Below are 26538 nucleotides of genomic sequence, written 5' to 3'. Positions count from 1 at the left end.
GTGAGGACAAATGGCTAAAACTCCGACTCGCGCTCGTAAACGCGTTAAAAAGCAAGTTGCTGATGGTATGGCTCATATCCATGCTTCTTTCAACAACACAATTATTACTATTACCGATCGTCAGGGTAATGCTCTCTCTTGGGCAACTGCCGGTGGATCTGGTTTCCGTGGTTCTCGTAAGTCTACACCGTTCGCAGCACAGGTTGCCGCAGAACGTGCAGCTGAAGCTGCTAAAGACTATGGCCTGAAAAACGTTGAAGTTTTCGTTAATGGCCCAGGTCCAGGTCGGGAGTCATCAATCCGTGCGTTAAACGCGGCAGGTTTCCGCGTGACTAACATCACTGATGTGACTCCTATTCCACATAACGGTTGTCGTCCACCTAAGAAACGTCGCGTTTAATTCTTGGGATAGACAGGAGAGAGAATAATGGCAAGATATTTGGGGCCTAAGCTCAAACTTAGCCGTCGTGAAGGTACTGATCTGTTTCTTAAGAGCGGTGTCCGTGCGGTTGATACTAAGTGTAAGCTAGATACAGCACCTGGCCAACATGGTGCACGTAGACCACGTCTGTCTGACTACGGTCTGCAGCTTCGTGAGAAGCAAAAAGTTCGTCGTATTTATGGTATTTTGGAAAAACAATTCCGTAACTACTATAAAAATGCGGCACGTTTAAAAGGTAATACTGGTGAAAACCTGCTGACATTGCTCGAAAGCCGTTTAGATAACGTTGTTTATCGGATGGGGTTTGGTTCAACTCGTGCTGAAGCACGGCAGCTGGTCAGCCACAAAGCTATTTTAGTGAATGGTCACGTGGTCAACGTACCTTCTTTCCAGGTTTCACCGGAAGATGTTATCAGCGTTCGTGAGAAAGCGAAAAAACAGGCTCGTGTTATTGCTGCTTTGGAAATCGCAGAACAGCGTGAAAAACCGAGTTGGGTAGAGACTGATGCGAAAAAAATGGAAAGTGTATTCAAACGCATTCCAGAACGCACAGATCTGTCTGCAGACATTAACGAACAGCTGATCGTCGAGCTTTACTCTAAGTAAAGCTAATTTCTAAGAGAGGACACAATGCAGGGTTCTGTAACAGAATTTCTTAAGCCGCGGCTAGTTGATATTGAACAAGTTAGCCCTACTCATGCAAAAGTGACTTTAGAGCCGCTCGAACGCGGTTTTGGTCATACTCTTGGTAATGCGCTGCGCCGCATCCTTCTTTCGTCTATGCCTGGTTGTGCAGTGACTGAAGTTGAGATCGATGGTGTGTTGCATGAGTACAGCAGTAAAGAAGGTGTTCAGGAAGATATTTTGGAAATCTTGCTGAATATGAAAGGTATTGCTGTGAAGCTCGAAGGTAAGGATGAAGCGATGCTGACCCTTACTAAGTCTGGTGCAGGCCCGGTCGTTGCCGGTGATATCAGCCACGATGGCGATGTTGAAATCGCTAACCCTGAACACGTAATCTGTCATTTGAGCAGCGATGCTGAAATTAATATGCGGATTAAAGTGGAACGGGGTCGTGGTTATGTTCCAGCTTCAACTCGCGTTCATGCTGAAGATGAAGAACGTCCAATCGGCCGTTTGCTGGTTGACGCATCTTACAGCCCTGTTGTACGTATTGCATATAACGTAGAGGCCGCTCGAGTTGAACAACGGACGGATTTGGATAAGTTAGTTATCGATATGGAAACTAACGGGACTCTGGATCCTGAAGAGGCTATCCGTCGTTCGGCGACTATTCTGGCTGAACAGCTGGATGCGTTTGTTGATCTGCGTGATGTCAGCGAGCCTGAAGAGAAAGAAGAAAAACCGGAATTCGATCCGATTCTGCTGCGTCCTGTTGATGATCTCGAATTGACTGTTCGTTCTGCTAACTGTTTGAAAGCAGAAGCGATTCATTACATTGGTGATCTGGTACAGCGTACCGAAGTTGAGTTGCTGAAAACGCCAAACTTGGGTAAAAAATCTCTTACCGAGATTAAAGACGTGCTGGCAAGCCGTGGACTGTCTCTGGGCATGCGCCTGGAAAACTGGCCACCTGCTAGCATTGCTGAAAAGTAACCAGTCACTGGTTCATTAGTATTATTTAGAAGGATAAGGTCATGCGCCATCGTAAGAGTGGTCGTCAATTGAACCGGAACAGTAGCCATCGCCAAGCGATGTTCCGCAATATGGCCAGTTCATTGCTTCGTCATGAAGTTATCAAGACAACATTGCCGAAAGCCAAAGAGCTTCGTCGTGTTGTTGAGCCTTTGATTACATTGGCTAAAAATGACAGTGTTGCAAACCGCCGTCTGGCTTTCGCACGTACACGCGACCAGGAAGTAGTTGGTAAACTGTTCTCAGACTTGGGTCCTCGTTTCCAGGCTCGTGCGGGTGGTTATACTCGTATCCTGAAATGTGGTTTCCGAGCTGGTGATAACGCACCTATGGCTTATATCGAGCTGGTTGATCGTGCTGCATCTCAAGAAGAAGCTGCCGAATAAATATCGATATCGATTTGAAAAAGGCCGGGAATTTCCCGGCCTTTTTATTTGGGGCGCGATTTTTGTTTATAATGTAGTAAAGAACAGTTCCTTAGTGCTTATCTGATGTTTCCCTAAGATTCTTTGGGTAGGGCATCAACACCATAAATATGATGAGATTGGTGACGAGCCTTTTTCTGTAATGATTCTGGAAGCTCATCAATGGCAATCGGTTTATCGATGTAATATTCAGTTTGTTCATCCCCTAGATCGATGAGTTCATACTGTTCGGAGTTCTCTGAATAGACTTTGACACAAGGGTAAAGTAGTTTGTCGGAGTTTACGGCTGAGACTTGGGCAAATTGTTCAGAATTTAGTTTAAGCCAACTTCCCGGTGGATAGATCCCCAACAATCGGGTTAGTAGACAGATATAGTCATTGTTGAGTTGCCCCCGATAGTTCCGGTACATCAATGCCAGTGCGGTTAGAGGCGATTTGGCATCTTTTTGTTCATTGGAACGACAGAGATTATCATAGTAGTTGGCAATGGCTAATAGTTGAGCCAATGGATGGATTTGTTCGTCAATGAGTCGCTGAGGATAGCCACTTCCATCTAAAAATTCGTGGTGCTGCATAATAATTGTCGCAAGGGGTTGATTACAGATCCCGGCTTTGACTAAAACTTCGCAGGCTAATTGAGGATGTTTATTCACGCGTAGGTTGTCTTTATCCAACACTTTGCCAATATCATGGTAGAGTCCCGCCAGCCCAATAAGTTTTATTTCATTGAAATCTCTGGCCGCCGTTTTGGCTAAAAGCATACTCAATACGGCCACATTCAGACTATGTTCAGTTGTGGATGAGCAAGATGTTGCTTGTTCAATGCTATGGATCATGATTGAGGCATTGGTATCAATATGTCCGAGTAGTGAACTGACGAGTTTTTCCCCAGTTTTTTCTAATTCGTTATTTTCGATATGGTTTCCTTGATAAAGTTTATCCAGTTCATCAAGTACTGCATCTAAACGTTCTTGGGTGCGTTTTAAACTAAAATGGTAGCGCTCGATTCCCGTCATTGTTTGTTGTTCTTTCGCGAGCATAACTTCTTTGGTTAGCGGAGGATGCTCTTCGATAGGGGGCGTGATGGGAAGTGTTGAATATTTTTCGGAGCGGGGCGGTAAAGGGGCACAATCACTTTTGCTGGGATCAACCAAAACATAAGCCAGTCCCAGATTCCGGATGATATCGATTTGATCCTGGGAATGAATTTTAAAGTTAGAGAACATAAAAGGATGGTCGTCCCAACGAATAGGTAACTTTACATAGATACCTACGCGCAATCGGTCGACTGCTAGTTTTATATCTGCCATGCACGCTGCCTTATCGATCCTTTTACCCGCTATCTATCAGGTTAGTCTAGAATCACCGAGTTTGCGGTGTGATTTTCATCTATTACTAGACTTAAATTGAGAACTGACTAGAATAGGCTTCTAGATGTCTAGACTGGTAAATGGAGTCGCTATGCCGATACGGATCCCTGATCAATTGCCCGCAGCCGAAGTACTGCGAAAAGAGAATATTTTTGTCATGCCTGAAACCCGTGCGGTTTCTCAGGATATCCGTCCGTTGAAAGTCATGCTGCTGAATTTGATGCCTAAAAAAATTGAGACAGAAAATCAGATCTTGCGGCTGCTCTCTAACACACCGCTGCAGATCGATGTCCATTTATTAAGAATTGATCATCGAGTTTCTAAAAATACCCCGAAAGAGCATATCGATCGTTTCTATCGGGATTTCGATAAATTACGCAATGATAATTATGATGGCTTAATTATCACGGGAGCTCCGCTGGGATTGACGCCATTTGAAGATGTCTACTATTGGGAGCAGATCTGTGAAATTATCCACTGGTCCAAGACGCATGTGACATCGACATTATTTTTATGCTGGGCCGCTCAAGTTGCTTTGCATGTTTTGTATGGGATGCCTCGAATCACATTAGATCACAAATTGTCGGGTGTTTATGCCCATCAAACGGTTGGAGGGCATAACCCGTTGCTCAGAGGATTTGATGATAGCTTTTTAGCGCCTTTGTCTCGAAACGCTGCTTTCCCTATCGATGCTATCGAAAAATATACCGACCTTGATATTTTGGCGGTCCATCCGCAAGAGGGTGAACTCTATCTGGCGGCCAGTCAAGATTTACGGCAAGTATTCGTAACGGGCCATCCGGAATATGATGCTAGCACACTGGATAATGAGTACCGCCGGGATATCCGGGCTGGCATATCCCCGGTGATCCCCTATAACTATTATCCAGATAATAATCCAGACAATCCGCCGCAATCGACATGGCGGAGTCATGGTAGTCTATTATACAGTAACTGGCTGAACTACTGTGTTTACCAGATTACACCATATGATTTAAAAGGCTTACCCGGTAAAAGTATTTAATGGTGGCTCAGCCATTGTGACGCCATAGTGAAAGGATAAATTGTGACAGATACGTTGGAACAACTCCAAAAACAGCTTGCTCAACGCATTTTGCTAATTGATGGTGGGATGGGAACCATGATCCAGTCCTACAAACTGGATGAAGCCGATTACCGGGGGGCGTTATATGCCGACTGGCCCTGCGACTTAAAAGGTAATAATGATCTTTTAGTGCTGACCCAGCCTGACATCATCGCCGATATTCATCGCCAATATTTAGCCGCCGGAGCGGATATTCTGGAAACGAATACGTTTAACGCGACGCCTATCGCGATGGCTGATTATCAAATGGAGTCATTGTCGGCTGAGATTAACCGTGAAGCGGCCAGATTAGCGCGGCGGGTCGCGGATGAGCAGACACGCTTAACCCCTGATCAACCCCGGTTTGTGGCCGGGGTTTTAGGTCCGACGAACCGGACAGCATCGATCTCCCCAGATGTAAATGATCCCGGTTTTCGTAATATCCATTTTGATGAACTGGTAAGTGCGTACTGTGAATCAACTCGAGCCTTAATTGAAGGCGGTGCCGATCTTATTTTAATTGAAACGATTTTCGACACCCTAAATGCAAAAGCGGCCGTATTTGCAGTTGAAACAGTATTCGATGAATTGAATATCGAGCTACCGATCATGATCTCCGGCACGATTACCGATGCCTCGGGGCGAACCTTATCGGGACAGACCACTGAAGCGTTTTATAATGCCTTACGCCATGCTCAGCCACTGTCAATGGGGCTGAACTGTGCGCTAGGACCTGATGAGCTGCGCCAATATGTCGCTGAGCTATCCCGGATCAGCGATACCTATGTGTCCGCTCATCCCAATGCCGGATTACCGAATGCTTTTGGTGAATATGATTTGGGGCCTGAAGATATGGCCGCCGAGATCGGAGAGTGGGCTCGTTCCGGGCTACTCAACTTGGTAGGCGGCTGTTGTGGGACAACTCCGGAGCATATTGCGGCGATGGCCAAAGCGGTCGAGGGCGTGGCTCCGAGAGCTTTACCCGATTTGCCTAAAGAGTGTCGTCTCTGCGGTTTAGAAGCACTTAATATTGGTGCTGATTCGTTGTTTGTGAATGTTGGTGAACGCAATAACGTGACCGGCTCTGCTATTTTTAAACGGCTAATTGTAGCTGAAGACTACGATAAAGCGTTAGAAATAGCCGCGTTGCAAGTGGAGAACGGGGCCCAGATCATCGATATCAATATGGATGAAGGGATGCTCGATTCTGAGCAGGCGATGGTGCGTTTTCTGAATTTGATCGCTTCTGAGCCGGAGATCGCTAAGGTTCCGGTGATGATTGACTCCTCAAAATGGGAGATCCTCGAAGCGGGTCTTAAATGTGTTCAGGGTAAGCCGATTGTCAACTCAATTTCCCTCAAAGAAGGGGAAGAAAAGTTTGTTCATCAGGCCCGGCTCCTCCGTCGTTATGGTGCCGCCGTTATTGTGATGGCATTCGATGAGACCGGACAAGCCGATACCAAAGTTCGCAAGGTTGAAATTTGCCAGCGCAGTTACGATATTTTGGTGAATGAAGTTGGATTTCCCCCCGAAGATATTATTTTCGATCCGAATATTTTTGCCGTAGCCACCGGTATTGATGAACATAATAATTATGCGGTCGATTTCATCGAAGCCGTGAAAGAAATCAAAGCTCGGCTCCCCTATGCGAAAATTTCCGGTGGGGTTTCTAACGTTTCGTTCTCATTCCGTGGGAACAATCCGGTCCGGGAAGCGATCCATGCGGTATTTCTTTATTATGCGATTGCCAATGGCATGGATATGGGAATTGTGAATGCCGGACAATTAGCGATTTATGAAGATATCCCAACTGAGCTGCGGGATAAAGTTGAAGCGGTGATCCTGAACAAACATCCGGGGGCAACTGATGAGCTCTTAGAAATCGCTGAAAAATATCGGGGCGATGGCAGCGCCAAAGAAGCGGATCCACGTGAGCAGGAATGGCGCTCGTGGCCCGTTACCAAACGCCTTGAGCATGCACTGGTCAAGGGAATCACTGAATTTATTGAAGAGGATACCGAAGCGGCTCGCCAAGAAGCGGAGCGCCCTCTACATGTCATTGAAGGTCCGTTGATGGACGGCATGAATGTGGTGGGGGATCTGTTTGGCGCTGGCAAGATGTTCTTGCCGCAGGTCGTGAAATCGGCGCGGGTAATGAAACGAGCTGTCGCTTACTTAAACCCTTTTATTGAAGCCGAAAAAAATGAGGATCAGCAATCCAACGGCAAGATTGTGATGGCGACGGTGAAAGGGGACGTTCATGATATCGGCAAGAATATCGTCGGTGTGGTGTTGCAGTGTAACAACTTTGAAGTGATCGATCTGGGAGTGATGGTTCCTTGCGACAAAATCCTGCAGGTCGCCAAAGAGCAAAAAGCCGATATGATCGGTTTATCCGGGCTGATTACACCGTCATTGGACGAAATGGTGCATGTGGCTAAAGAGATGGAACGTCATGGTCTGGATCTCCCTCTGCTTATCGGTGGCGCCACGACGTCGAAAGCGCACACTGCGGTGAAAATCGAGCAAAATTATTCACATCCGGTGGTGTATGTTTCAAATGCTTCACGAGCCGTGGGGATCTGCCAGAGCCTGCTTTCAAAAACAAATAAACCCGCGTTTGTGGCTCGTCTGAAAGAAGAGTATGAGATTGTGCGGGAACAGCACGCCCGCAAACGACCTCGCAGTGCGCCGGTGAGCTTGGCTCGGGCGCGGGAGAATGGTTTTAAAACGGATTGGACAACGTATCAGCCTACGGCGCCTCGACAATTAGGGGTTCAGACGATCACTGACGTATCTATTCAAACCTTGCGAAAATATATCGATTGGACGCCATTTTTTATGACCTGGTCATTAGCCGGAAAATATCCGCGTATTTTAGACGATCAGGTGGTCGGTGAGCAGGCTCGCTCATTATTCGATGATGCCAATGCGATGTTGGACCGGTTAGAACATGAATCCCTGATGCAGGTCCGTGGCGTGATCGGGATTTTTGCGGCTAATCGAGTGGATGATGACATTGAAATTTACAGTGACTCTTCTCGGCAACAGCGATTAGGCGTGAGTCATCAACTACGCCAGCAGACTGAAAAACCGAAAGGTGCTAACTATTCACTGGCTGATTTTATCGCTCCGAAAGCGAGTGGGGTGGAAGATTATATCGGCGCGTTTGCTGTTACTGGAGGTTTTGGTGAAGATGAATGGGCTGATAGTTATAAGGATCAGGGTGATGATTACAATGCGATCATGGTTAAAGCGGTCGCCGATCGTTTAGCTGAAGCCTTTGCTGAATATCTGCATGAGCGGGTACGCCGGGAAATCTGGGGCTATAGTCCGGATGAGGCCCTGAGTAATGACGAATTGATTCGGGAACACTATCAAGGGATCCGTCCCGCTCCGGGCTATCCTGCTTGCCCTGAACATACCGAGAAAAAACTGATCTGGGAATTATTAGAGGTCGAAGAACGTATCGGTATGAAGTTGACTGAAAGTTATGCCATGTGGCCAGGAGCTTCGGTTTCAGGTTGGTATTTTAGTCATCCCGAGGCTCGCTATTTTACGGTTGCTAAAATTCAGTCTGATCAACTGGAAGATTATGCACGGCGAGCGGGTATGTCGCTGGAAGAAGCTGAGCGGTGGTTAGCACCTAATCTCTGACGTTCTAAAAAATCGAACACTGAAGTCAATATTATTAAATATATTCGATTATTTAGAAGTGTTAATCTTGTTTTCAACAAGTTAGGAGAGAATGGTTATGAAAAAGGTATTGGTTTTAAAGTCGAGCATTCTAGGAGATTACTCGCAGTCTTCAAAATTGATAGATGAATTTACTCAAGGGTTGGATGCAGAGCTGACTATTCGTGATTTGGCGGTGACGCCGATTCCAGTTTTGGATGGTGAATTGATCGGTGCATTGAGTGGAAATGGCGAATTAAATGCTCGTCAGCAAGACGTGTTGGCATTATCGGATCAGTTAATTAAAGAAGCAAAAGAAGCAGATCTGATTGTGATGGCGGCTCCAATGTATAATTTTGGCATCCCCACTCAGTTAAAAACCTGGATTGATTTAATTGCGCGTGCTGGTGTGACCTTCCGTTATACAGAAACGGGTCCGGTTGGTCTTATCGACAATACAAAAGTACTGGTCGTTTCATCGCGTGGTGGCTTGCACAAAAATGGTGGCACTGATCATATGACACCGTATCTGAAAACTTTGTTGGGCTTCTTAGGGATGACTGACGTTGAGTTTGTTTATGCGGAAGGTTTGGCTATGGGGGATGAAGTGGCTGCTCCTCAGTTAGAACAGGCTAAAGCCCAATTGGCAGCATATACATTGTAACCGTTGCTCCGTCACGATTTTCCTATGGCGTTGCCTAAGACCCTCATTCTATGAGGGTTTTTTGTATCTGTTGTGATCCTTCGTGTCTGCATAGATAACGGTCATCAGCTTTGGAAGTGGTCTATTTTATGTTGATTGGGCTGTTTTATCGATGACAAACGGAAGCTTGTGTATTGGAATACTATCAAAATGAGCTTTTTATTCAAAAAAACGCTATGGATCTGGAATATACGGTTAAATATGGATTAATGCGTTGAAAGCGGGGTTCTTTTTAAATCTACGTTAAAATTTTGGTGATGGGGAAAGCATAAAAGAAACCCGGTGAAATCACCGGGCGCTGTCAAAGCAAGTACAAGCAAAAGATAGTAACAAGCCACTTCATATTAATGAGTTTATTGTTAAATTAACTCATCCATATGGGGTAAATTATGCTTTTTTAGGACTTAATCATCTTATAAATAAGAATTGTTTTCGTTATTCCATTCTTTTTGTAGTGTATCAAGCTGTTCTTCTTGCGCTAACCATTGCTCTTCACTTTCTTCTAAGGCTGCTTTTAGCGAGGTTTGTTTCTGTATGAGGTCAGCCAGTTGTTTTTTTTGGCTTGCTTCATACAGCAATGGATCACTCATCTGCTGTTCAATTTCGTTGAGTTGGTTTTGCAGGTTTTCGGTCTGTTTTTCCAGTTTATCGAGTAATTTTCGAATAGGCTGTGTTTTTCGACGAAATTCAGCTTCGAGGCGTTTTTGTTCTTTTCTGGAGAGGGTGCTATCGGACGCACTCAGGGTTTCTGGTTTTTTTGCGGTCCTTTGGGCGTCAATCAGCCATTGTTGATATTGTTCCAAATCTCCATCAAAGGTTTGAACCTGTCCACCGTCCACCAGATAGAAATCATCACAGCTCGCCCGGAGCAGTGCTCGGTCATGTGAGACCAAAACCATCGCCCCTTCAAAACTCTGGAGTGCCATGGTGAGCGCATGACGCATTTCAAGATCTAAATGGTTGGTGGGTTCGTCTAGTAGTAACAGGTTCGGCCGTTGCCAGACCAGTAGCGCTAACACTAAACGGGCTTTTTCCCCGCCACTGAATGGTTTGACCAGTGATAGCGCTTGGTCATTCTGAAAGCCGAAACTTCCCAGATAATTGCGCAGCGACTGTTCTGGTTCTTGTGGTGCTAGTCGCTGCATGTGTTGCAGCGGCGATTCATCTTCGCGCAGTGTTTCGAGCTGGTGTTGGGCAAAGTAGCCAATCTGAGCCCCCGGATTGACCTCCAGTACGCCGGCCTGAGGGGCTAAATCGCCACTGAGCAGTTTAATAAAGGTCGATTTACCGGCACCGTTGCGTCCTAACAAACCAATTCGACTGCCGGGGACCAGATTGAATTTGATCTCCTGCAAAATGGTGGTCTCACCATAACCGGCACTGACTTTTTCCATGGTCAGCAGTGGTTGTGGCAGGGCATCCGGTTGCTGAAATTCGAAATTAAACTGCGAGTCGACATGCGCCGGGCCGATTAACTCCATTTTTTCTAACGCTTTGATTCGGCTTTGGGCCTGTTTGGCTTTTGAGGCTTTATAGCGGAAACGGTCGATATATTTTTGCAGGTGATCGCGCTCGCGTTGCTGTTTCTCGTGTAGTGATTGTTGCTGGGCGAGCTTTTCGCTACGCTGGCGCTCGAAATCACTGTAGTTACCGGTATATTCATTCAACTTGGTATTTTCGATCTGAATGATTTTACGGACACTGGCGTCGAGAAAATCGCGGTCATGGGAGATGATCACCAGCGTGCCCGGATAGCGTTTTAGCCATTGTTCCAGCCAGACCACGGTGTTGAGGTCTAAGTGGTTGGTCGGTTCGTCGAGCAGCAGTAGATCACTGCGGCAGATCAGGGCCTGTGCTAAGTTGAGGCGCATTCGCCAACCGCCGGAGAAACTTGCTACCGGGTGTTGCTGCTCACTATCACTAAAGCCAAGGCCTGCGAGCAGGGTCGCTGCACGTGCTTCAATTTGATAGCCGCCAATGGCATCCAACTGACCATGTAATCGGGCAATGGCAATACCGTCATCTTGTTGCTGTGCTAGTTCCAGCTCGTGGCTGATTTGGCGATATTCTTTATCGCCATCAATGACATAATCGAGCGCTGAACATTGCATCGCCGGTGTTTGTTGCGAGACACTGGCAATCTGCCAATTGGCAGGGACCGAGAGTTCACCGGCATCAACTGTCAGTTCGCCTTTCAGCAGTGCGAAAAGCGTCGATTTGCCACAACCGTTTTTGCCGACTAATCCAACGGATTGTCCGGGATGGATGACCATGGATGTCTGGTCGAGTAAGACTTTGGTGCCTCGTTGGAGTGTAATTTGTTGTGCTGTGATCATAATCTAGGTTGGCAATCCCATAATGGCGGCATCATAACTTAAAATAGCCTGAAGTGTCGAAACTGGAGAGATAATAATGAAGCATCGATTTATTGCTGGAGCCGAGTGTCCGCAGTGTCATGAATTGGATTCGCTCAAAATGACCTTAGATCATCAGCAGCATCCGATCATTGAATGTGTGAGTTGCGGGTTTAAAGCCGATTTAGCCAAAGATCCCGTGCCCCAGATTGCTGCACCCGGATCGGTTATTCAAACCTTTAAGCTTTAGTCGATGCGTTTTCCCATCAGTGTCACACTGTACAGTTGTTGCTCCATTTCCGCGATCTTTGGGAGTTCTCCCCAATGTTGATAGTTGCATTTCTGAAATAGCCGGATACTCGGTATATTATGGCTGAAAATAACCGCGAGTAATACGTTGATCTGTAAGGTTTGGGCAATGGCTTCCGCATCAGTTAATAAGCGAGTTCCCCAGCCTTTTCCTCGACATTCCGGAGCCAGATAAATACTGATTTCACAGGTGGCTCGGTAAGCATCACGACCATAAAAAGCGCTGAAACTAAACCACCCTTGGACTTGTCCCTGTGTGTCGAGGACAACATAAACGGGTCGTCCGGCATGTTCATGTTCATTAAACCAGGGGATTCGAGCTTCAACGGTGACCGGTTCCAGATCGGCCGTTACCTGCCGAGAGGCAACGGTACTGTTATAAATTGCAACGATCGCTTCTAAATCAGAAAATTGTGCCTGACGCACCGTGTAATCAGAAAACTGCATATAGCCGGACTTTTTTAGCAGAGGTTAGCCAGCATGCTAGCATAATCGGCATTGACCGCAAATCATTACGGCCGTGGTTTTTGCCAGGCCGATTAATAGTGAGGCGGAGGCGTTTCTTCGGCTTGCGAGGCGATTGGGCTAGGTTGAAATTCTTTGAATTTATCGCCCAGAAGTTGAAGCTGTCGGGTCATTTTATCCAGTTGCCATTGTTGATCGGTCAATGCTTGGTTTAACTGTTCGATCGTATCGTCTTGAAACGCAATCTGCATTTCTAATTGTTCAATGCGTTGCTCTAATTTCGAGGGCATAAAACGCTCGCCTATTTGATGGTCCAATATTCGACCAGTCCACTGGAACTGGCACTGATGATCCGGTTATTGTCATCGATTACGGCATCATATACAACAGCACTCGCTGGGCGATAGCGAGTATTTACCCCCACTTTCCATTCTTGCATCAGTTGTCCGGAACGAACATCCCATAATTGTAATTGACGGTTCGGTGATCCTGTCAGCAGCCATTGGCCATGATGGACGAATCGGGCAGAGCTAAAAATTTTCTGCCGGACGTGGATGGCTAAATGACTGATGGGACGACCCGAAGGGATCGCATAAAGATAGGCTTTATTCTGGCTGTCGGCGACAAAGGCTAAGTGTCCCTCTGGATCGAGTGCGAGTTGGGTAATTCGGGAGTTGAAAGTAAAACGCTGGATGATTTGAGCCGATTGTGTATCCCAGAGCAGCGCCTGATGGTCATTCCCAGCGGTGAATGCATAACGACCATTGGCGGATAAACGAACTTGATTAATCGCCTCTGAATGACCTAAGAATTCCAATCGTCGTCCGGTGACGACATTGACGATAATAACTTTGCTATTTTCCAGACCAATAATGACCTGTTCTCCATTGGCCGAAAGTGCGATATCTCTGATCACGGATTGTCCGACTTGCCAGTATCCTTGTGATTCACCACTTTGAGTCGACCAGATGGCAAAGTCATGCCTAGACGCGGAAATTGCATAACGATGCTGTGGTGCAAATTTCACGATAAAAACGTCGTTATTGGATTGTTGTTGCCAGCGAAACCGGGCTCGGACCTGTGGTGTGAGCTGCCAGAGCACCATTTGTTGATCCGCTGTAGACAATAACGCCATCCCTCCATCATCTGATAGAGTTGCTGCAAAAGTTTGATTGGCATCCAGCCGGAGCGTTTTGCTGGCGTTGGTTTGAGGTTGGCAGCCACTCAGCAGGGTGACTAAAACGATCAGACACGCTATATAACGCTCAATTTGTAAAAATTTATGAATGAATTCGCTTCCTATTACTTTCTAGACGTTCCGATAGACGTTAGTATAAGCCGCCTATTTAGAAAAATGTAAATTTACAATGCTAAGCTAAGCCTAGATGAAATCACCGTGTTTTAAAACTAGGTTCTGGAGGAGTTGGAATGAAAAAATATTTTGCAGTATCTCTGATTGCTGTATCGGTATTGGCTTTGAGTGCCTGCCAGCAGCAGAGTAACGCTGCGTCAAAAGTCGAATTGAAGACAGATGCCCAAAAACAGGCTTATGCAATTGGGGCTTCAATTTCAGGCTATGTTAACAGCACCTTGAAGCAACAGGAATCTCTGGGCTTAAAATTGGATCGTGACTTTGTGCTGGCGGGGATGCGTGAAGGATTGGCGGATAAATCACAACTGTCCAATGATGAAATGAAAACTGTTTTACAAAGCTTAGATAAACAGATGTCGACGTTGGCTAAAGAAAAAGCGACTAAAGATGCGGCTCAGGCTAAAGCTGATGGTGAAAAATTCTTAGCGGAAAACGCCAAAAAAGAAGGGGTGGTGACCACTGCATCTGGCTTACAGTATCAAGTCTTGAAAGAAGGCGATGGTCCTCAGCCTAAATTAACTGATACAGTGACCGTGAATTACAAAGGTACTTTAATTAACGGCAAACAGTTTGATAGTTCATATGATCGAGGACAACCTGCGACATTCCCATTGAATCGGGTGATCTCTGGTTGGAGCGAAGGGGTTCAGCTGATGCACGTTGGTGGTAAATATCGGTTGTTTATTCCATCTAAATTGGCTTATGGCGATACCGGAGCGGGTTCGATTCCGGCGAATTCAACATTGATTTTTGATGTTGAATTGTTAAGCATCAAAGATCAAACAGCTGATAAACCAGCCGCCGAATAATCTTCGGGTTTGAAAATAATAAAAAGGTCCATTTTGGACCTTTTTATCGTTTATGGTGATGAACCGGTTCGTAAGGCTTGTCGATGTGGGTTAGATCGCCACCAGTGGTTCATCGATAGAGTGCTGATATAACGCTTTGAGTAATTTATCCTCAATATTAAAACGTGCTTCTAAAGTTTCGCCCAGCTTGCCTAAAGCCCGATCAAAATGATCCAATGAGACCTGTTCATCCAAGGCACTAAATTGGTCATAAAAATCTAGAATATCATCGGTTGTTGGTGATAGACGGCTAATACAATGATGGACTCGTTGGTAGTCTTGGCAATTTTCGATGATTTGATCAAAGATACCGAAGTGCCCTGTGGATACATAATCGACCAGATGGTTACAAAAATGACCAATGGCTTCAATATCGGGTAACGGAGCGCTGGGTTTGTACTGTTTTTTATGGCCAACCAATTGGCAATATTCAACCAGCAACCGTTTTCGGGCGTTAAGCCAGGCATCTATATTTTTATCAGCTCCGCCCCAAAGCTCCTGAGCTTGAGTTACACGTGTGAGCATAATTTACCTCCGGCAATCTCTGTCGGTGAACAAGATGGTTTCAACCCACCTTTTAACTCTGGTTTAACATCGAAAATAGATCAAGGTTCTGTGGGTCGATTTTTACTACTCCGATACAATAAGGAGAGCTATGTCACTTTCAAATCCTTTGCAGAATCATTTTCGGCCCGACTTGGCTGGCTGGTGGTTTTTCACTTGTCAACAACAGTTATTGTGCGTGCCTCAGGGCTCTCATATTCCATTTGGTCAGATGGATGAAATGCCGGTTGATGAATCGGTGTTGGTTCAAGCGGAATATTTGTGTGATTATCAGGGCGAGCCTTGTTATTCGCTGGCATTTGATGAGCCTATCGATATTGGATTAGGAGAGTGGGTGTCGCTGTATAGTTTGCTCAATGAGCTGAACAGCGATTTTTTTAATCTGGCGGGCAAGGCGATGCAACGGCAGTTATTTTTAAAAACCCATCGATTTTGTGGTCAATGTGGTCAACCGATGCAGCAGGTTGACTGGGAATTGGCCATGCAGTGTCCGAGTTGTGGATTCAGAGCCTATCCTCGATTATCCCCTAGTATTATTGTCGGTATCCGTAAGGGATCTCAAATTTTATTGGCTCAGCATAACCGGCATACGCAGCGTTCAACACCGATTTATACCGTAATTGCCGGATTTGTGGAAGGCGGTGAAACCTTAGAACAGTGTGTGTTGCGTGAAGTACAAGAAGAAGTGGGATTAAAAGTGGATAAGCTGCGCTATGTCGGTAGCCAGCCTTGGCCGTTTCCACATTCGATGATGGTGGCCTATTTAGCGGATTATGCAGATGGTGCGATTCGGATCCAGCGTAGTGAGCTTAAGGAAGCTAACTGGTTTGAGATTGACCAACTGCCGCCATTGGCTGCAACTGGCACGATTGCTCGAAGGTTGATCGATCAACTTTGTGATGAGATCCGTCAGGAGTACCACTCACCGCGGATCGAATGACAGAGGTTGGGTTTCAGACCAAAGCACATTACAATGCTGCCGACATTATCGCCAGGATCTCAATTGCCATGACTGAACTTAAAAATGATCGCTATTTACGGGCACTGCTTCGACAGAAAGTTGATCGCACACCAGTATGGATGATGCGGCAAGCCGGGCGCTATCTTCCCGAATATCGAGCTTTGCGACAACAGGTGGGCGATTTTATGAGTTTGTGTCGTGATCCTGATCTGGCTTGTGAGGCGACTCTCCAACCGTTACGTCGTTTTGAGTTGGATGCTGCCATTTTATTTTCAGATATTTTAACAATCCCGGATGCGATGGGATTAGGACTTCATTTTGTCCAGGGGGAAGGTCCTCGTTTTAAAACCCCAATACAGGAACGCCGGCAGATTGAGCAACTCGTCATTCCCGATCCGCTGACCGATTTGAAATATGTCATCGATGCGGTGACGACCATATCACATGAATTGGATGGTGCGGTTCCTTTGATTGGTTTTGCCGGAAGTCCGTGGACACTGGCAACCTATATGGTCGAAGGGGGACCGACCAAGCAGTTCGCCATAATTAAAAGTATGATGTATCGAGAGCCTCAGAGCCTGCATTTATTGTTGAATAAGTTGGCGGTTGCGGTCACCGATTATCTGAATGCGCAAATTGCCGCCGGGGCTCAGTCTATTATGATTTTTGATACCTGGGGGGGCGTATTGAGCTCAGATTGCTATCGCGCTTTCTCTTTGGATTATATGCAGCAAATTGTTGAAGGTCTGACGCATTCCGCTCGGGGACGTCGAGTCCCTGTGACACTGTTTAGCAAAAATAGCAGTCAGTGGCTGGAGTGGATCGCCCAAAGTGGTTGTGATGCGGTTGGCATTGATTGGACCTGTGAATTAGGGGATGCTCGGGCCCGAGTTGGTCATCAGGTGGCTTTGCAGGGGAATATGGATCCGAGCGTGTTATATGCTCCTGTCGATGTGATTGAACAGGAAGTCGCTCGGATCTTGGCTCAATATGGTTCAGAAGCTGGGCATGTCTTTAATCTGGGGCATGGGATCCATCAGGATGTTCCTCCTGAGCATGTTGCTGCTTTTGTGAATGCTGTTCATCGCTTGAGTCAGCCTTATCATGCATTGTCATAATGGTGAGATGTAGGCTTGTTAGTCTGATAATGGCTATTTTTCGAAAAGGTATGTCATGTTACTGCTCTATTTGGGGTTAGGTGCGTTAGCCGGATTACTCTCTGGATTGTTTGGTATCGGGGGCGGGTTGGTGATTGTTCCGGTCCTGGTGTTTACCTTTCATCTGTTGCATTTCCCCGCGGCATTGTCGGTGCATATGGCCATGGGAACTTCACTGGCTACAATTATTGTTACTGCCGCAAATTCGACCTATGGCCATTATCGTCAAGATGGCATTGACTGGCGCATCGTACGCCAAATGAGTACCGGAATCGTACTAGGGGCTTTATTGGGGAGTGTGCTGGCGCATGGTCTAAATGGACAACTATTGGAAAATCTATTTGGGATCTACCTGGTTTTAATCGCCCTCAAAATGTTATTGAGTCATAACTGTGTGTCCTCACGTTCCATGCCCAAATTTTGGGTGACCTCGTTAGTCGGTGGTTTCATTGGTTTTAAATCGGCATTGTTTGGGGTTGGCGGCGGTAGTGTCTCGGTACCCTTTCTGAATTATTGTGGTCAACCGATGAAAAAAGCAGCTGGAATTTCAGCCGCTTGTGGATTACCTATTGCGTTGACCGGAACGCTGACCTATGCCGTTATGGGATGTCAACAGTCGGCTCAATTACCCGAATGGAGCTTAGGGTATATCTATTTACCAGCTTGGCTGGGAATCGTCGTGACGAGCGCCTGGTGTGCTCGAATTGGCGCTCGTTTGGCTCACCGTTGGCCCCAGCTCTTACTGAAACGGCTATTTGCCGTGATGTTATTACTGATTGCGGCTAAGATTTTTTTATTTTAAGGATGCCACGGCAGTAGCGCCTGACGGCGAAGCCGATCTTTTTCCGCAGTACTGGCTTTGCCATTGTAATGGATCAGAGCACTCTCCCAACCCCCATAGATGGGGTTAGGCAATATAATGAATTGTGCTCCCCACTGGCTTTGGTTCTGAGTGGTCAGATCGTTTCGTTGTTCGGTTGTTTTTCCGCCGAACTGGGATGAAAAATCGGCCAGATTATCGCCAAGGTAAACCGCAATATCAAATTGGCGATGCACCGAATAACGACGTGCGCCCTTGTTGCTGGTGGTGGTCCGCATCAGTAAGTGGGAGGCATCCGCATTTGGAAATCCTAATTGTTTCAGGTTAGTCAGTGTCGGTTGTTTTTCCGAATCCTGTCGGTTGGTAATATAAAAAACTTGGATGCCGTTTTCACTGACGTAGTTCAGAAATCCTAATGCGCCTGGGATCGCGGTGGCTTGGGCACTTTTAACCCAACGATGCCAGCTTTGGTTTGAGAACCCATGATCCTGATCGAGCAACCAGGCCTGATAAGGTGTGTTATTCAAAACCGTTTCGTCGATATCGACAATCACGGCCAAGGGTTTGTCATGATCCTGATTCAGGGCTTGATTGACTCGTTCGTGGGCAATATTGAAGGCCTGATAACATAATGCCCGATATTCAGCAGCTCGTTGCATCCATAATAATCCTGAGAGCTGTTGTTGATTCAAATCGTGATCAGAAACCTGTTTGGTCGGTATCGAAGGTGTTTGCTGGGAAGATATCATGGATGAATCGGCACATCCGCCCAGTAAAAGTGCCAGCCCTAGTGTAACCCCCAGTCTTTTTAACATGGTTATCCTTCTTATTTGGTTAGTCATTTGACAAAAATTATTCGGGTCGTCGAGGGAGCGTCATTGTTTGGGTCGTCATTTGAGCGTGATTTAGGCAAGGCAGACGTTGCTACAAACAAGGTCTAACGTTGAATAAATCAAGCTCAGATACCCCTCAGCCCTTAATTCTAGTGTGCCAGTTTTAAGCGGGTTGAAAAAGAGGCATGATTTTGCGCTGTGATGGGGGAACTATATAGTGATTTTCCCCAATTGTTGTCAACTGGAAGAATTCATATGCTATCGGCATGAATGAAAGAACAGGCAGTGGGGCGTGTCAGGTCACGCTAAACCCCAGCGATATGGATAAGAGTCATTATCGTCCGTTATTCCGGTCTCAAGATGATGGATTCATTGGAATTCAGGCACCGTTTATAGAAAATTCGGACAATGATCCGGGATTGTTGACGCAGGTTGAAGCGGCTGTTGGTCACTTGCAGCATGGAAATAGCGATGGTTTGTTATTATTGCCGATTGATGCTGCTCAGATGTGTAATGGTTCGTTAATGACGGAGTTGTTGGATCGGCTGCTAAAATTGCGTTTTTCATGGCGAAACATTGTCTTGTTAATCCATCAATTACCGACCTCCATTTCGAAGGAACTTTTTAATCAGTCGGCCTATAAATTACATCAATGTCAATTTCAGATCTGGCTAGAGTCACCGTTATTACCCATATTGATGCAACTGCCGGAGCTATTACTGGTGGATGCGATCTATTTCGATTATCAACAGGACGCGGCTCATTCTCAGTGGGATAGTGAGATGATCCAACGCTTGCTCGATAACGGGATTGACTTCGTGTTAGCAGAGCCTCCTTTGGAACTGGATACGGAAATGTTTCCATTTCCGCTGCGTTTAGTTTTAACATCAGGAAGTTAATTTAATCGTTCAGAGGTAAGGTCTGGATGAACCAATGGCAGTGGCCTTTCTCGGTTGCAGAGGCGAAACAATGGCAACATCAGCAATCACTATTACTCGATCATTCCCCATCAGATGTTAAACCGCAGTGGATTGGTGGTGCGGATATTGGATTGATTAATCAGGGAAAACAGGTTCGGGCTGCGATTTGTGTGTTTGATGCGCAAAGTTTGGCGCCTTATGTCGCCGTGATCGCGGTGTGTGATAATCAGATGCCTTATATTCCCGGACTATTGGCTTTTCGTGAGGTTCCTGCATTAGTGCAAGCCTGGCGATCTTTACCCGTGAAACCTGATTTATTACTGGTGGATGGACAGGGCATTGCTCATCCTCGGGGTTTTGGTAATGCCGCACAACTTGGATTAGAACTGAATTGTTCGAGTATTGGGGTGGCCAAATCCAGATTGTTTGGCCAGCATCCACCATTAACAGCATCGCTACTGCAGGCCCAGCCTTTGACTGCTCAGCAGCGACAGATTGGCTGGGTTATCCGAACTAAAGCCCGTTGTAATCCGCTGTATATTTCTCCGGGACACCGCATCAGTCTGGAACAAAGCCTTTATTGGAGCTGTTATTGTCTGGATGGCTACCGGCTCCCTAAACCGACCCGTTATGCGGATATTCTGGCCTCGGCTCGCCGTAATCAAGCCCAGATCAGCGCCCAGTTTGTCAAGGGAGTGATTAATAGCTCCTAGGGGCTGTTGACCTTTCGTGGTTGAATTTTGTTCAAATTAAATCCATTTTGAACACCGCGTGGTCTGTGACGCTTAATGAGTTAAGTGAACCCTAATATCCAATTGAAAAGTCGATAATATTTTTGAGCGGCTGCTGGTTCAGATAGCGGCTGATGTTATCTAGGATCTGCTCTTCAATGTCTTCCATGAGGCTTGGCGCGGCTACATGTGGTGTGATAGTGACCTGAGGATGTTCCCAAAACGGGTGCTCCGGCGTTAAGGGTTCTTGTTCAAACACATCCAGTACCACTTGCATCTTTGGCGTTCGTTCTAAAAACCGCAGTAATGCTGGTTCATCGACGGTTGAACCTCGTCCCACATTGATAAATAAGCCCTGCTTGGGAAATTGTGCGAGTAATGATTCATTCACGCAATGATAGGTGGCCGGTGTCGCGGGTAGGGTATTGACGATGATCTGCGCCTGACTTAATAATTCCTGTCCTGAATCCCAGGTTCGGGTTGTATTAAAAAAAGGCATTTTTTCACCTGAACGCGTGAGTGCGAATGTTTGCATTCCAAATTGTTGAGCGATTCGGGCGATCCCCTGAGCCGTTCCTCCACCGCCCAAACTGAGTAGCTGCATATGTCGGATGGGTCGATAAGATTGAGGTTGCCAACGTTTTTGATGCTGTGCTTGTCGATAGTCGTGATGATGGCGTTGCCAGGCTAAAATATAACTGAAGACATATTCAGCCATTAGAGGGCCGAAGATCCCTTTAATATTGGTCAGGCAGTAATTTTTCGGAAGATCTGCGGATAACAGCAGATCCACGCCGGCAAAAATGGATTGCACCCATCCGAGATTTGGCATTTGTTTTATCAGTTGCTGACTATCTGAGGGGGATGCGATTAATACTTTGGACTGTAAGGCATCCGGCTCTGGCATATCAGCAGTCGCGTAATGAAAACAGCGAACTTGAGTCCATCGTTGCTGCACAATTTCATATAGATGTACCAGATCGGTTCCGATAAAGAGTATGCTTGCCGACATCATATTTCCCCATAATAGACATTCAGATATTATTTTGCCTGATAAAATGAATAAATTTTAGGCTGTCCTGTCTATAATCATCAGATAAACAGGAAATTCGGCCGATTTACTCGGAATATTTCTGGTGTTTTAGTCACTTTCTTTTACAATTGCGCCTTTATATTGCCAAGGATACTTGATGATATCAGCTTCGTTTATCAAGCAACTGGCTCTGTTGGATCGCCATTCCCAGCTTTTTTTCGGGGCTTGTCTGACGCAACGGATGATGCCTAATTTTCAGTTATTTGCTGAAAGTACCGGGTTTGCATCGGGGCAGGGGATACAAAAGTATTTAGAGCTGGTTTGGGAATATCTCGGACAGCCTAAAGCGCGTATTAATTTTGCGATTCAGCAGGAAAATTTTCAATCGTATATACCCGATGAACGTGATTTTGATATTTTCGGGGTTTATCCTGCAATTGATTGTTGTGTCTCGATAGAGGTGTTGTTCAATGGCATACTATCGGCAGATGGCGATGAAGCGGCTCAGGTGAGTCAGATCTCAATGGGAAGTGTCATCTATTTTTTGGAAATGCAATTCGCTGATACGCTCAGTGAAGCGCAATTGGTTCAGCAACCTTTGGTACAGGATGAATTAGCCTTTCAGGAGTACTGTTATCAGCTAGCCTGTGAATACAAACAAAATCCTGTATTTATCAAAGAGGTAAGACCGATTGTATGGAACCAAAATATTAGTAATTTAGGAATATCGTTGCAGGATGATTAACTCTTAAGAACTAGTCTTGAGGCACTGAGCAGACGAATGATTTTTATGATTCTTATCTCGAAAGTGCGTCAAATCTAGCTTCTTGGGTGAAAAAATCTTTGCTAAGCGTTTTTTTTTCTCTTAAAGTATTTTCGGCTAATCGAAAATAATCACAAAGGATTACTTATCTATGAATAAAACTGAACTGATTGACGCTATTGCAGAAAAAGCGGATCTTTCTAAAGCACAAGCTAAAGCAGCGTTGGAAACTACTCTAGAATCTATTACTGAGACGCTCAAAGGTGGTGATCAGGTTCAGCTGATCGGTTTTGGGACTTTCAAAGTAAATCATCGTGCCGCACGTACCGGTCGTAACCCTCAAACTGGTGCAGAAATCCAGATTGCTGCAGCTAATGTTCCTGCATTTGTTGCGGGTAAAGCATTAAAAGAAGCCGTTAAATAATTATTTATCAATTATTCGGTTTTTTCCAATAAATTTAATGGGCAGTGTTTCTGCCCATTTCTTTCACTAGCCAATTCAATGTCAAAAAAAGCATTTTTATTTATTGCTCATGGCAGTCGGCGACAGGCCTCTAATCAGGAAGTGCTGGCGGTGGTCAAGCAGTTGCAGCATTCATCATTGCAACGCCAATTTGAGCGGATAGAAGGGGCATTTTTAGAATGTGTATCTCCATCGGTGACTGAAAAACTTGAGCAGTTGGTCACAGAGGGCATGACTGAAATGGTATTGTTCCCTTATTTTTTGGCTGCAGGGACACATGTCGAAATCGATTTGCCCCAACTAGTCGCTGAGGCAAATCGAACCTATCCGAACTGCCGTTTTTTGTTGTTGCCACACTTAGGGCAACAACCCGGATTGATTACATTGATTGAGCAGTCTCTGAACTAGGCTTCCAGAAAGGAAAGTAATTCGTCACTGCCACCAATGTGTTGACCGTTAATGAAGACCTGTGGCACGGTTGTCGCGCCGCTAATGGCTTTTAGACTGACGGTTGTGGCATCTTTCCCCAGAACGATTTCTTCAAAACGGATTTGGCGTTCTCGGAGTGCTTTTTTGGCTCGAGCGCAGAATGGGCAACCTGGTTTGGTGATCAAACTGACAGAATCCGGTTTTTTGGCATCTTTATTGATGTATTCCAACATGGTATCGGCATCGGAAACTTCAAATGGGTCGCCTGGTTTATTCGGTTCAATAAACATTTTTTCAATTACACCGTCGCGAACCAGCATGGAATAACGCCATGAACGTTTGCCGAATCCTAATTCATTCTTATCGACTAGCATATTCATGCCGGCAGTGAATTCACCATTACCGTCTGGAACGACAGTAATATTTTCAGCTTCTTGATCGGCTAGCCATGCGTTCATGACGAATGTATCGTTAACGCTAAGGCAGATGATGTCATCGATCCCATTTTGTTTAAAGATGGGAGCCAGTTCATTGTAGCGAGGTAAATGTGCGGAAGAACATGTCGGTGTAAAAGCACCTGGCAATGCGAAAAGAACGACATTTTTACCTTTAAATAAAGCATCGCTACTGATTTCTTGCCATTCATCATTACGGCGTGCATGGAATGTGACCGATGGGACTTGTTGACCTTCTCGACTTTCTAACATGATGATTCCTTGTGTATGAGTCATTGATAACTACTATGCCGCAACTCAACTTGTTAATAAAATTGATTGTGTATATATATTTGATTGGTAGAAATAATGAATAGCGATCATTGGAGAGACGTCCCCAATGATCGTAGGATTAAAAGCGGTATTCAGAACCGACGTAGAAGTTATTTTCGTAATCGAGTGTATCCTCGTTACTATAACCGAATTCAGTATGTCGCCAACCTGCCGTCATGATGACATTATCCACGACGCCATAGCCAACTTTTGCACCGTACTGCAAATACTTATCGACATGATGGAAAGACAGCATATCCGGTGAATAATAGAATTCCGCACCGGTCGATAGTCGGTCATTGATTTGATAGTCGTAGTGACCACCAATGGCTAACACCCCACCATCTTCTCGATCCTGAGCCCGGATCATGACCGCTTTTACCCCCAATCCGAAGGATGAATTGCCATTCTCTTGGATAAACTCACCTCCAGCCTGTCCGAGGGTCCCTTTTTTATCCGAGTATTGGCCATTGGCAAAAAAGTTAAACCCGGGAGCTGGTGAAGTGCTGATACTGGCATTTACAGAGCCGTTCGTTGCCTGCATTCCAACGCTGTTGCTGGTGTGTCCATTTTCGGCAGCCAAAGCAGTACTACCGAATAAGGTCCCTAAGAGACACGCCGTAAGGGGAAGTTTACGCATAGTTTATTCTCTCTGGTTAATTAATGGCTCGCATCAATTGGGTGACACTCTAGCGGGCGTAATACCGCAGTAATATCATTGATGTTGCTTTTAGTCTTATTATACTGACTGAGTATAGACGAATCATGAGTGAAAGCTCATTTGAATTCAACATGATGCTTCACAATTTACATTCAAAATTTGCATTATCAGTCAGTAAATCCCTGAGCGTATCTCGACTGAGAGGGATGGAGACTCTTTATCGCAACTTACGCAAGCGCTCATAGAGATCCATTTCGAGGATTTATGATCAGAATTTAAGCCATCATCAACCATAGTCCGACCATGGCCATCAGACTTCCTGAAATTCGATTCATAATGCTCATATGGCCCGAATTGGAGAGGTGCTGACGTAGGGTTTGTCCGCCACTGGCATAGAGCATTAAGCAGGTGAATTCGGTACTTAAGATAATGCCGACTAAGATACTCAGCTGGGGGACTAGTGCGCGTGTGGGATCAATAAAAGGTGGAAGTAGAGAAATCATGAAGACCCACCCTTTAGGGTTGGCAACCGCCGTGATGAATCCCTGTAACGCCAGTTGTACACGTGTATGGGAGGCATTGTTTGAAGTATCGGTTTCTAGGGTGAGTCGGGATTTATCGCGCCATAATTTATAGCCTAGATAGATGAGATAAGCCCCACCGGCATATTTTAAAATATGAAAAAGTAGTGGGTAATGAAAGAGAATAGCGGCGACACCGACAACAGCGGCAATAGCGACTAATCCAACTCCAATCAGTTCTCCTACCATCATCCAGCAAGTACGTTTAACGCCAATCGTCATTCCTAGTGAAATGGCGAGTGTCATACACATACCCGGTGTTAACGAGACGAAAAAAAATGTGGTTATAAATGCAGCAATTAAATGAGGTGACACGGTTATTCCTGGGATCTTTTGATCAGTTGCTCAATGCGTTATTTAAATAAAGTTTCAGTAGTTTCTGCAGGCATAAAATTCACAGGATCACCCAATGTCCGATTAAAATCATATATTGAGTGATAGAACTCTTTAATAAAAGTCAAACCGATCCGCTGCGAAAGACCGAACTCGGGATCGGAACACTTGTGTTAATTTAACGATGATTTGACAGATTATTAAATAGGTGTTGATACCGCTGCTGACATCTTTTGTGGGCAGGGCAATCAACCCGGTGATCATTATACATGCCTACCGCCTGCATGAAGGCATAGCATATGGTTTCTCCCACGAATTTAAAACCTTTCTTTTTCAGGTTATTGGCCATCGCCTTTGAAATAGAATTGGAGGTTGGAATATCCTGTTCGTCTTGGATCTGGTGATCGATAGGGGCACCCCCAACAAATGCCCACAGGTAATCGCTAAATGAAATCCCCGCTTGTTGCAGTGCTACGTACGCTTTGGCATTTTCAAGGATGGCATTGATTTTGAGTCGGTTACGGACGATCCCTGGTTCATGCATCAGGCTGTCGATGTAAGCTTGATCAAAGGTTATGATCTGGAAAGGATCAAAGTTAGCAAACAAGCGTTCATATTCTGTATGTTTGCGTAAAATGGTTAACCACGACAGGCCCGCTTGTTGACCATCCAAACAAAGTTTGGCAAATAATTCCTGATCATTAAAAACAGGCATCCCCCAGCAATGATCATGATAGGCAATATATTCTGGATCGTTTCCAGGCCAATGGCAGCGAGGCATATTCTTCCTTATGCAGTTCCCGGACATGATATTCGTTA

At 45.6% G+C, this 26538-nt stretch carries 29 protein-coding genes; 17 read left to right on the top strand and 12 right to left on the bottom strand.

Annotation, left to right across the window (positions count from 1 at the left end; translation table 11 throughout):
• The first annotated feature begins 10 nt into the window (after window positions 1-10).
• The 4 genes from rpsK to rplQ are packed head-to-tail and all read left to right on the top strand — an operon-like array spanning window position 11 to window position 2484.
• Window positions 11-400: a 30S ribosomal protein S11 gene (gene rpsK, locus ABUE20_RS16750; RefSeq protein ID WP_131911149.1), complete on the top strand. Its 390-nt coding sequence runs from the start codon at window positions 11-13 to the stop codon at window positions 398-400.
• Window positions 401-427: 27 nt separating this feature from the next.
• A complete protein-coding gene (gene rpsD / locus ABUE20_RS16745; protein ID WP_408621094.1) occupies window positions 428-1048 on the top strand; it encodes a 30S ribosomal protein S4 in 621 nt (206 codons plus the stop codon).
• A 24-nt stretch (window positions 1049-1072) separates the two neighbouring features.
• A complete protein-coding gene (locus ABUE20_RS16740; protein WP_408621093.1) occupies window positions 1073-2059 on the top strand; it encodes a DNA-directed RNA polymerase subunit alpha in 987 nt (328 codons plus the stop codon).
• A 41-nt stretch (window positions 2060-2100) separates the two neighbouring features.
• On the top strand, window positions 2101-2484 hold the full coding sequence (gene rplQ / locus ABUE20_RS16735; RefSeq protein ID WP_408621092.1) for a 50S ribosomal protein L17: 384 nt from the start codon (window positions 2101-2103) through the stop codon (window positions 2482-2484).
• A gap of 113 nt (window positions 2485-2597) precedes the next feature.
• Here rplQ and ABUE20_RS16730 read toward each other — a convergent pair whose 3' ends face one another.
• A complete protein-coding gene (locus ABUE20_RS16730; protein WP_408621091.1) occupies window positions 2598-3833 on the bottom strand; it encodes a cyclic di-GMP phosphodiesterase in 1236 nt (411 codons plus the stop codon).
• A gap of 151 nt (window positions 3834-3984) precedes the next feature.
• On the opposite strand from ABUE20_RS16730, the gene metA reads away from it, so the two are divergent.
• From metA to ABUE20_RS16715, 3 genes are all read left to right on the top strand, one after another.
• Complete coding sequence (gene metA, locus ABUE20_RS16725; protein WP_408621090.1) at window positions 3985-4917, top strand: homoserine O-acetyltransferase MetA; 933 nt, start codon at window positions 3985-3987, stop codon at window positions 4915-4917.
• Between the two features lie 108 nt (window positions 4918-5025).
• Entirely contained in the window at window positions 5026-8634 is a 3609-nt protein-coding gene (metH, locus tag ABUE20_RS16720; RefSeq protein WP_408621113.1) for a methionine synthase, read from the top strand.
• Window positions 8635-8731: 97 nt separating this feature from the next.
• The gene (locus tag ABUE20_RS16715) at window positions 8732-9316 is read left to right on the top strand and encodes an FMN-dependent NADH-azoreductase (RefSeq protein ID WP_408621089.1); all 585 of its coding nucleotides are present in this window, start codon (window positions 8732-8734) and stop codon (window positions 9314-9316) included.
• 452 nt (window positions 9317-9768) lie between these two features.
• Here ABUE20_RS16715 and ABUE20_RS16710 read toward each other — a convergent pair whose 3' ends face one another.
• Entirely contained in the window at window positions 9769-11691 is a 1923-nt protein-coding gene (locus tag ABUE20_RS16710; protein WP_408621088.1) for an ABC transporter ATP-binding protein, read from the bottom strand.
• 76 nt (window positions 11692-11767) lie between these two features.
• Here ABUE20_RS16710 and ABUE20_RS16705 point away from each other — a divergent pair, with 76 nt between their 5' ends.
• The gene (locus ABUE20_RS16705; protein ID WP_408621087.1) at window positions 11768-11959 is read left to right on the top strand and encodes a YheV family putative zinc ribbon protein; all 192 of its coding nucleotides are present in this window, start codon (window positions 11768-11770) and stop codon (window positions 11957-11959) included.
• Here ABUE20_RS16705 and ABUE20_RS16700 read toward each other — a convergent pair.
• The 3 genes from ABUE20_RS16700 to ABUE20_RS16690 form a co-directional block, all read right to left on the bottom strand.
• Complete coding sequence (locus tag ABUE20_RS16700) at window positions 11956-12465, bottom strand: GNAT family N-acetyltransferase (protein ID WP_408621086.1); 510 nt, start codon at window positions 12463-12465, stop codon at window positions 11956-11958. The genes ABUE20_RS16705 and ABUE20_RS16700 overlap by 4 nt on opposite strands.
• 92 nt (window positions 12466-12557) lie before the next feature.
• Window positions 12558-12773 (bottom strand): SlyX family protein, encoded by a 216-nt coding sequence (locus ABUE20_RS16695; RefSeq protein WP_408621085.1) that lies wholly within the window; start codon window positions 12771-12773, stop codon window positions 12558-12560.
• An 11-nt stretch (window positions 12774-12784) separates the two neighbouring features.
• Window positions 12785-13618, bottom strand: coding sequence for a WD40 repeat domain-containing protein (locus ABUE20_RS16690; protein ID WP_408621084.1), 834 nt, complete (start codon window positions 13616-13618; stop codon window positions 12785-12787).
• A 293-nt stretch (window positions 13619-13911) separates the two neighbouring features.
• Between ABUE20_RS16690 and fkpA the strand changes: the two genes are divergently transcribed.
• Complete coding sequence (gene fkpA / locus ABUE20_RS16685; RefSeq protein WP_408621083.1) at window positions 13912-14664, top strand: FKBP-type peptidyl-prolyl cis-trans isomerase; 753 nt, start codon at window positions 13912-13914, stop codon at window positions 14662-14664.
• Window positions 14665-14754: 90 nt separating this feature from the next.
• Here the strand turns inward: fkpA and rsd are convergent, their stop codons facing one another.
• A complete protein-coding gene (rsd, locus tag ABUE20_RS16680) occupies window positions 14755-15228 on the bottom strand; it encodes a sigma D regulator (RefSeq protein ID WP_408621082.1) in 474 nt (157 codons plus the stop codon).
• A gap of 130 nt (window positions 15229-15358) precedes the next feature.
• Between rsd and nudC the strand changes: the two genes are divergently transcribed.
• From nudC to ABUE20_RS16665, 3 genes are all read left to right on the top strand, one after another.
• Entirely contained in the window at window positions 15359-16207 is an 849-nt protein-coding gene (nudC, locus tag ABUE20_RS16675; protein ID WP_408621081.1) for an NAD(+) diphosphatase, read from the top strand.
• 68 nt (window positions 16208-16275) lie between these two features.
• Window positions 16276-17346, top strand: a complete 1071-nt coding sequence (gene hemE, locus ABUE20_RS16670; RefSeq protein WP_408621112.1) for a uroporphyrinogen decarboxylase — start codon at window positions 16276-16278, stop codon at window positions 17344-17346.
• Window positions 17347-17401: 55 nt separating this feature from the next.
• Window positions 17402-18187, top strand: a complete 786-nt coding sequence (locus ABUE20_RS16665) for a sulfite exporter TauE/SafE family protein (RefSeq protein WP_408621080.1) — start codon at window positions 17402-17404, stop codon at window positions 18185-18187.
• On the opposite strand, the gene ABUE20_RS16660 is transcribed toward ABUE20_RS16665, so the two are convergent.
• On the bottom strand, window positions 18184-19020 hold the full coding sequence (locus ABUE20_RS16660; RefSeq protein WP_408621079.1) for a 5'-nucleotidase, lipoprotein e(P4) family: 837 nt from the start codon (window positions 19018-19020) through the stop codon (window positions 18184-18186). The two genes, ABUE20_RS16665 and ABUE20_RS16660, sit on opposite strands and share 4 nt — an antisense overlap.
• Window positions 19021-19304: 284 nt before the next feature.
• Between ABUE20_RS16660 and ABUE20_RS16655 the strand changes: the two genes are divergently transcribed.
• Window positions 19305-19937: a hypothetical protein gene (locus tag ABUE20_RS16655; RefSeq protein WP_408621078.1), complete on the top strand. Its 633-nt coding sequence runs from the start codon at window positions 19305-19307 to the stop codon at window positions 19935-19937.
• A 26-nt stretch (window positions 19938-19963) separates the two neighbouring features.
• Entirely contained in the window at window positions 19964-20671 is a 708-nt protein-coding gene (gene nfi, locus ABUE20_RS16650) for a deoxyribonuclease V (protein ID WP_408621077.1), read from the top strand.
• A 91-nt stretch (window positions 20672-20762) separates the two neighbouring features.
• On the opposite strand, the gene ABUE20_RS16645 is transcribed toward nfi, so the two are convergent.
• On the bottom strand, window positions 20763-21704 hold the full coding sequence (locus tag ABUE20_RS16645; protein ID WP_408621076.1) for a D-2-hydroxyacid dehydrogenase: 942 nt from the start codon (window positions 21702-21704) through the stop codon (window positions 20763-20765).
• A gap of 175 nt (window positions 21705-21879) precedes the next feature.
• On the opposite strand from ABUE20_RS16645, the gene ABUE20_RS16640 reads away from it, so the two are divergent.
• The 3 genes from ABUE20_RS16640 (at window position 21880) to ABUE20_RS16630 (ending at window position 23356) form a co-directional block, all read left to right on the top strand.
• On the top strand, window positions 21880-22467 hold the full coding sequence (locus ABUE20_RS16640; RefSeq protein WP_408621075.1) for a YjaG family protein: 588 nt from the start codon (window positions 21880-21882) through the stop codon (window positions 22465-22467).
• A gap of 169 nt (window positions 22468-22636) precedes the next feature.
• Window positions 22637-22909 (top strand): nucleoid-associated protein HU-alpha, encoded by a 273-nt coding sequence (hupA, locus tag ABUE20_RS16635; RefSeq protein ID WP_408621074.1) that lies wholly within the window; start codon window positions 22637-22639, stop codon window positions 22907-22909.
• A 78-nt stretch (window positions 22910-22987) separates the two neighbouring features.
• On the top strand, window positions 22988-23356 hold the full coding sequence (locus ABUE20_RS16630; protein WP_408621073.1) for a sirohydrochlorin chelatase: 369 nt from the start codon (window positions 22988-22990) through the stop codon (window positions 23354-23356).
• Here ABUE20_RS16630 and ABUE20_RS16625 read toward each other — a convergent pair.
• The 4 genes from ABUE20_RS16625 to ABUE20_RS16610 all read right to left on the bottom strand — a co-directional run bounded on the left by ABUE20_RS16625 (window position 23353) and on the right by ABUE20_RS16610 (window position 26500).
• A complete protein-coding gene (locus tag ABUE20_RS16625) occupies window positions 23353-24084 on the bottom strand; it encodes a glutathione peroxidase (protein ID WP_408621072.1) in 732 nt (243 codons plus the stop codon). The genes ABUE20_RS16630 and ABUE20_RS16625 overlap by 4 nt on opposite strands.
• 139 nt (window positions 24085-24223) lie before the next feature.
• Window positions 24224-24784 carry a YfaZ family outer membrane protein gene (locus tag ABUE20_RS16620; RefSeq protein WP_408621071.1) on the bottom strand — a complete coding sequence of 187 codons (561 nt, stop codon included), beginning with the start codon at window positions 24782-24784 and terminating at the stop codon, window positions 24224-24226.
• A 296-nt stretch (window positions 24785-25080) separates the two neighbouring features.
• Complete coding sequence (locus ABUE20_RS16615; protein WP_408621070.1) at window positions 25081-25701, bottom strand: LysE family translocator; 621 nt, start codon at window positions 25699-25701, stop codon at window positions 25081-25083.
• A gap of 196 nt (window positions 25702-25897) precedes the next feature.
• On the bottom strand, window positions 25898-26500 hold the full coding sequence (locus ABUE20_RS16610) for a DNA-3-methyladenine glycosylase I (RefSeq protein ID WP_408621069.1): 603 nt from the start codon (window positions 26498-26500) through the stop codon (window positions 25898-25900).
• Between the last annotated feature and the right edge of the window lie 38 nt (window positions 26501-26538).

The sequence above is a fragment of the Celerinatantimonas marina genome (genome assembly GCF_046054165.1).
Lineage (GTDB): Bacteria > Pseudomonadota > Gammaproteobacteria > Enterobacterales > Celerinatantimonadaceae > Celerinatantimonas.
The sequence above is the reverse complement of the archived record's forward strand: the minus strand, read 5'-3'. Positions and strand labels throughout refer to the sequence as shown.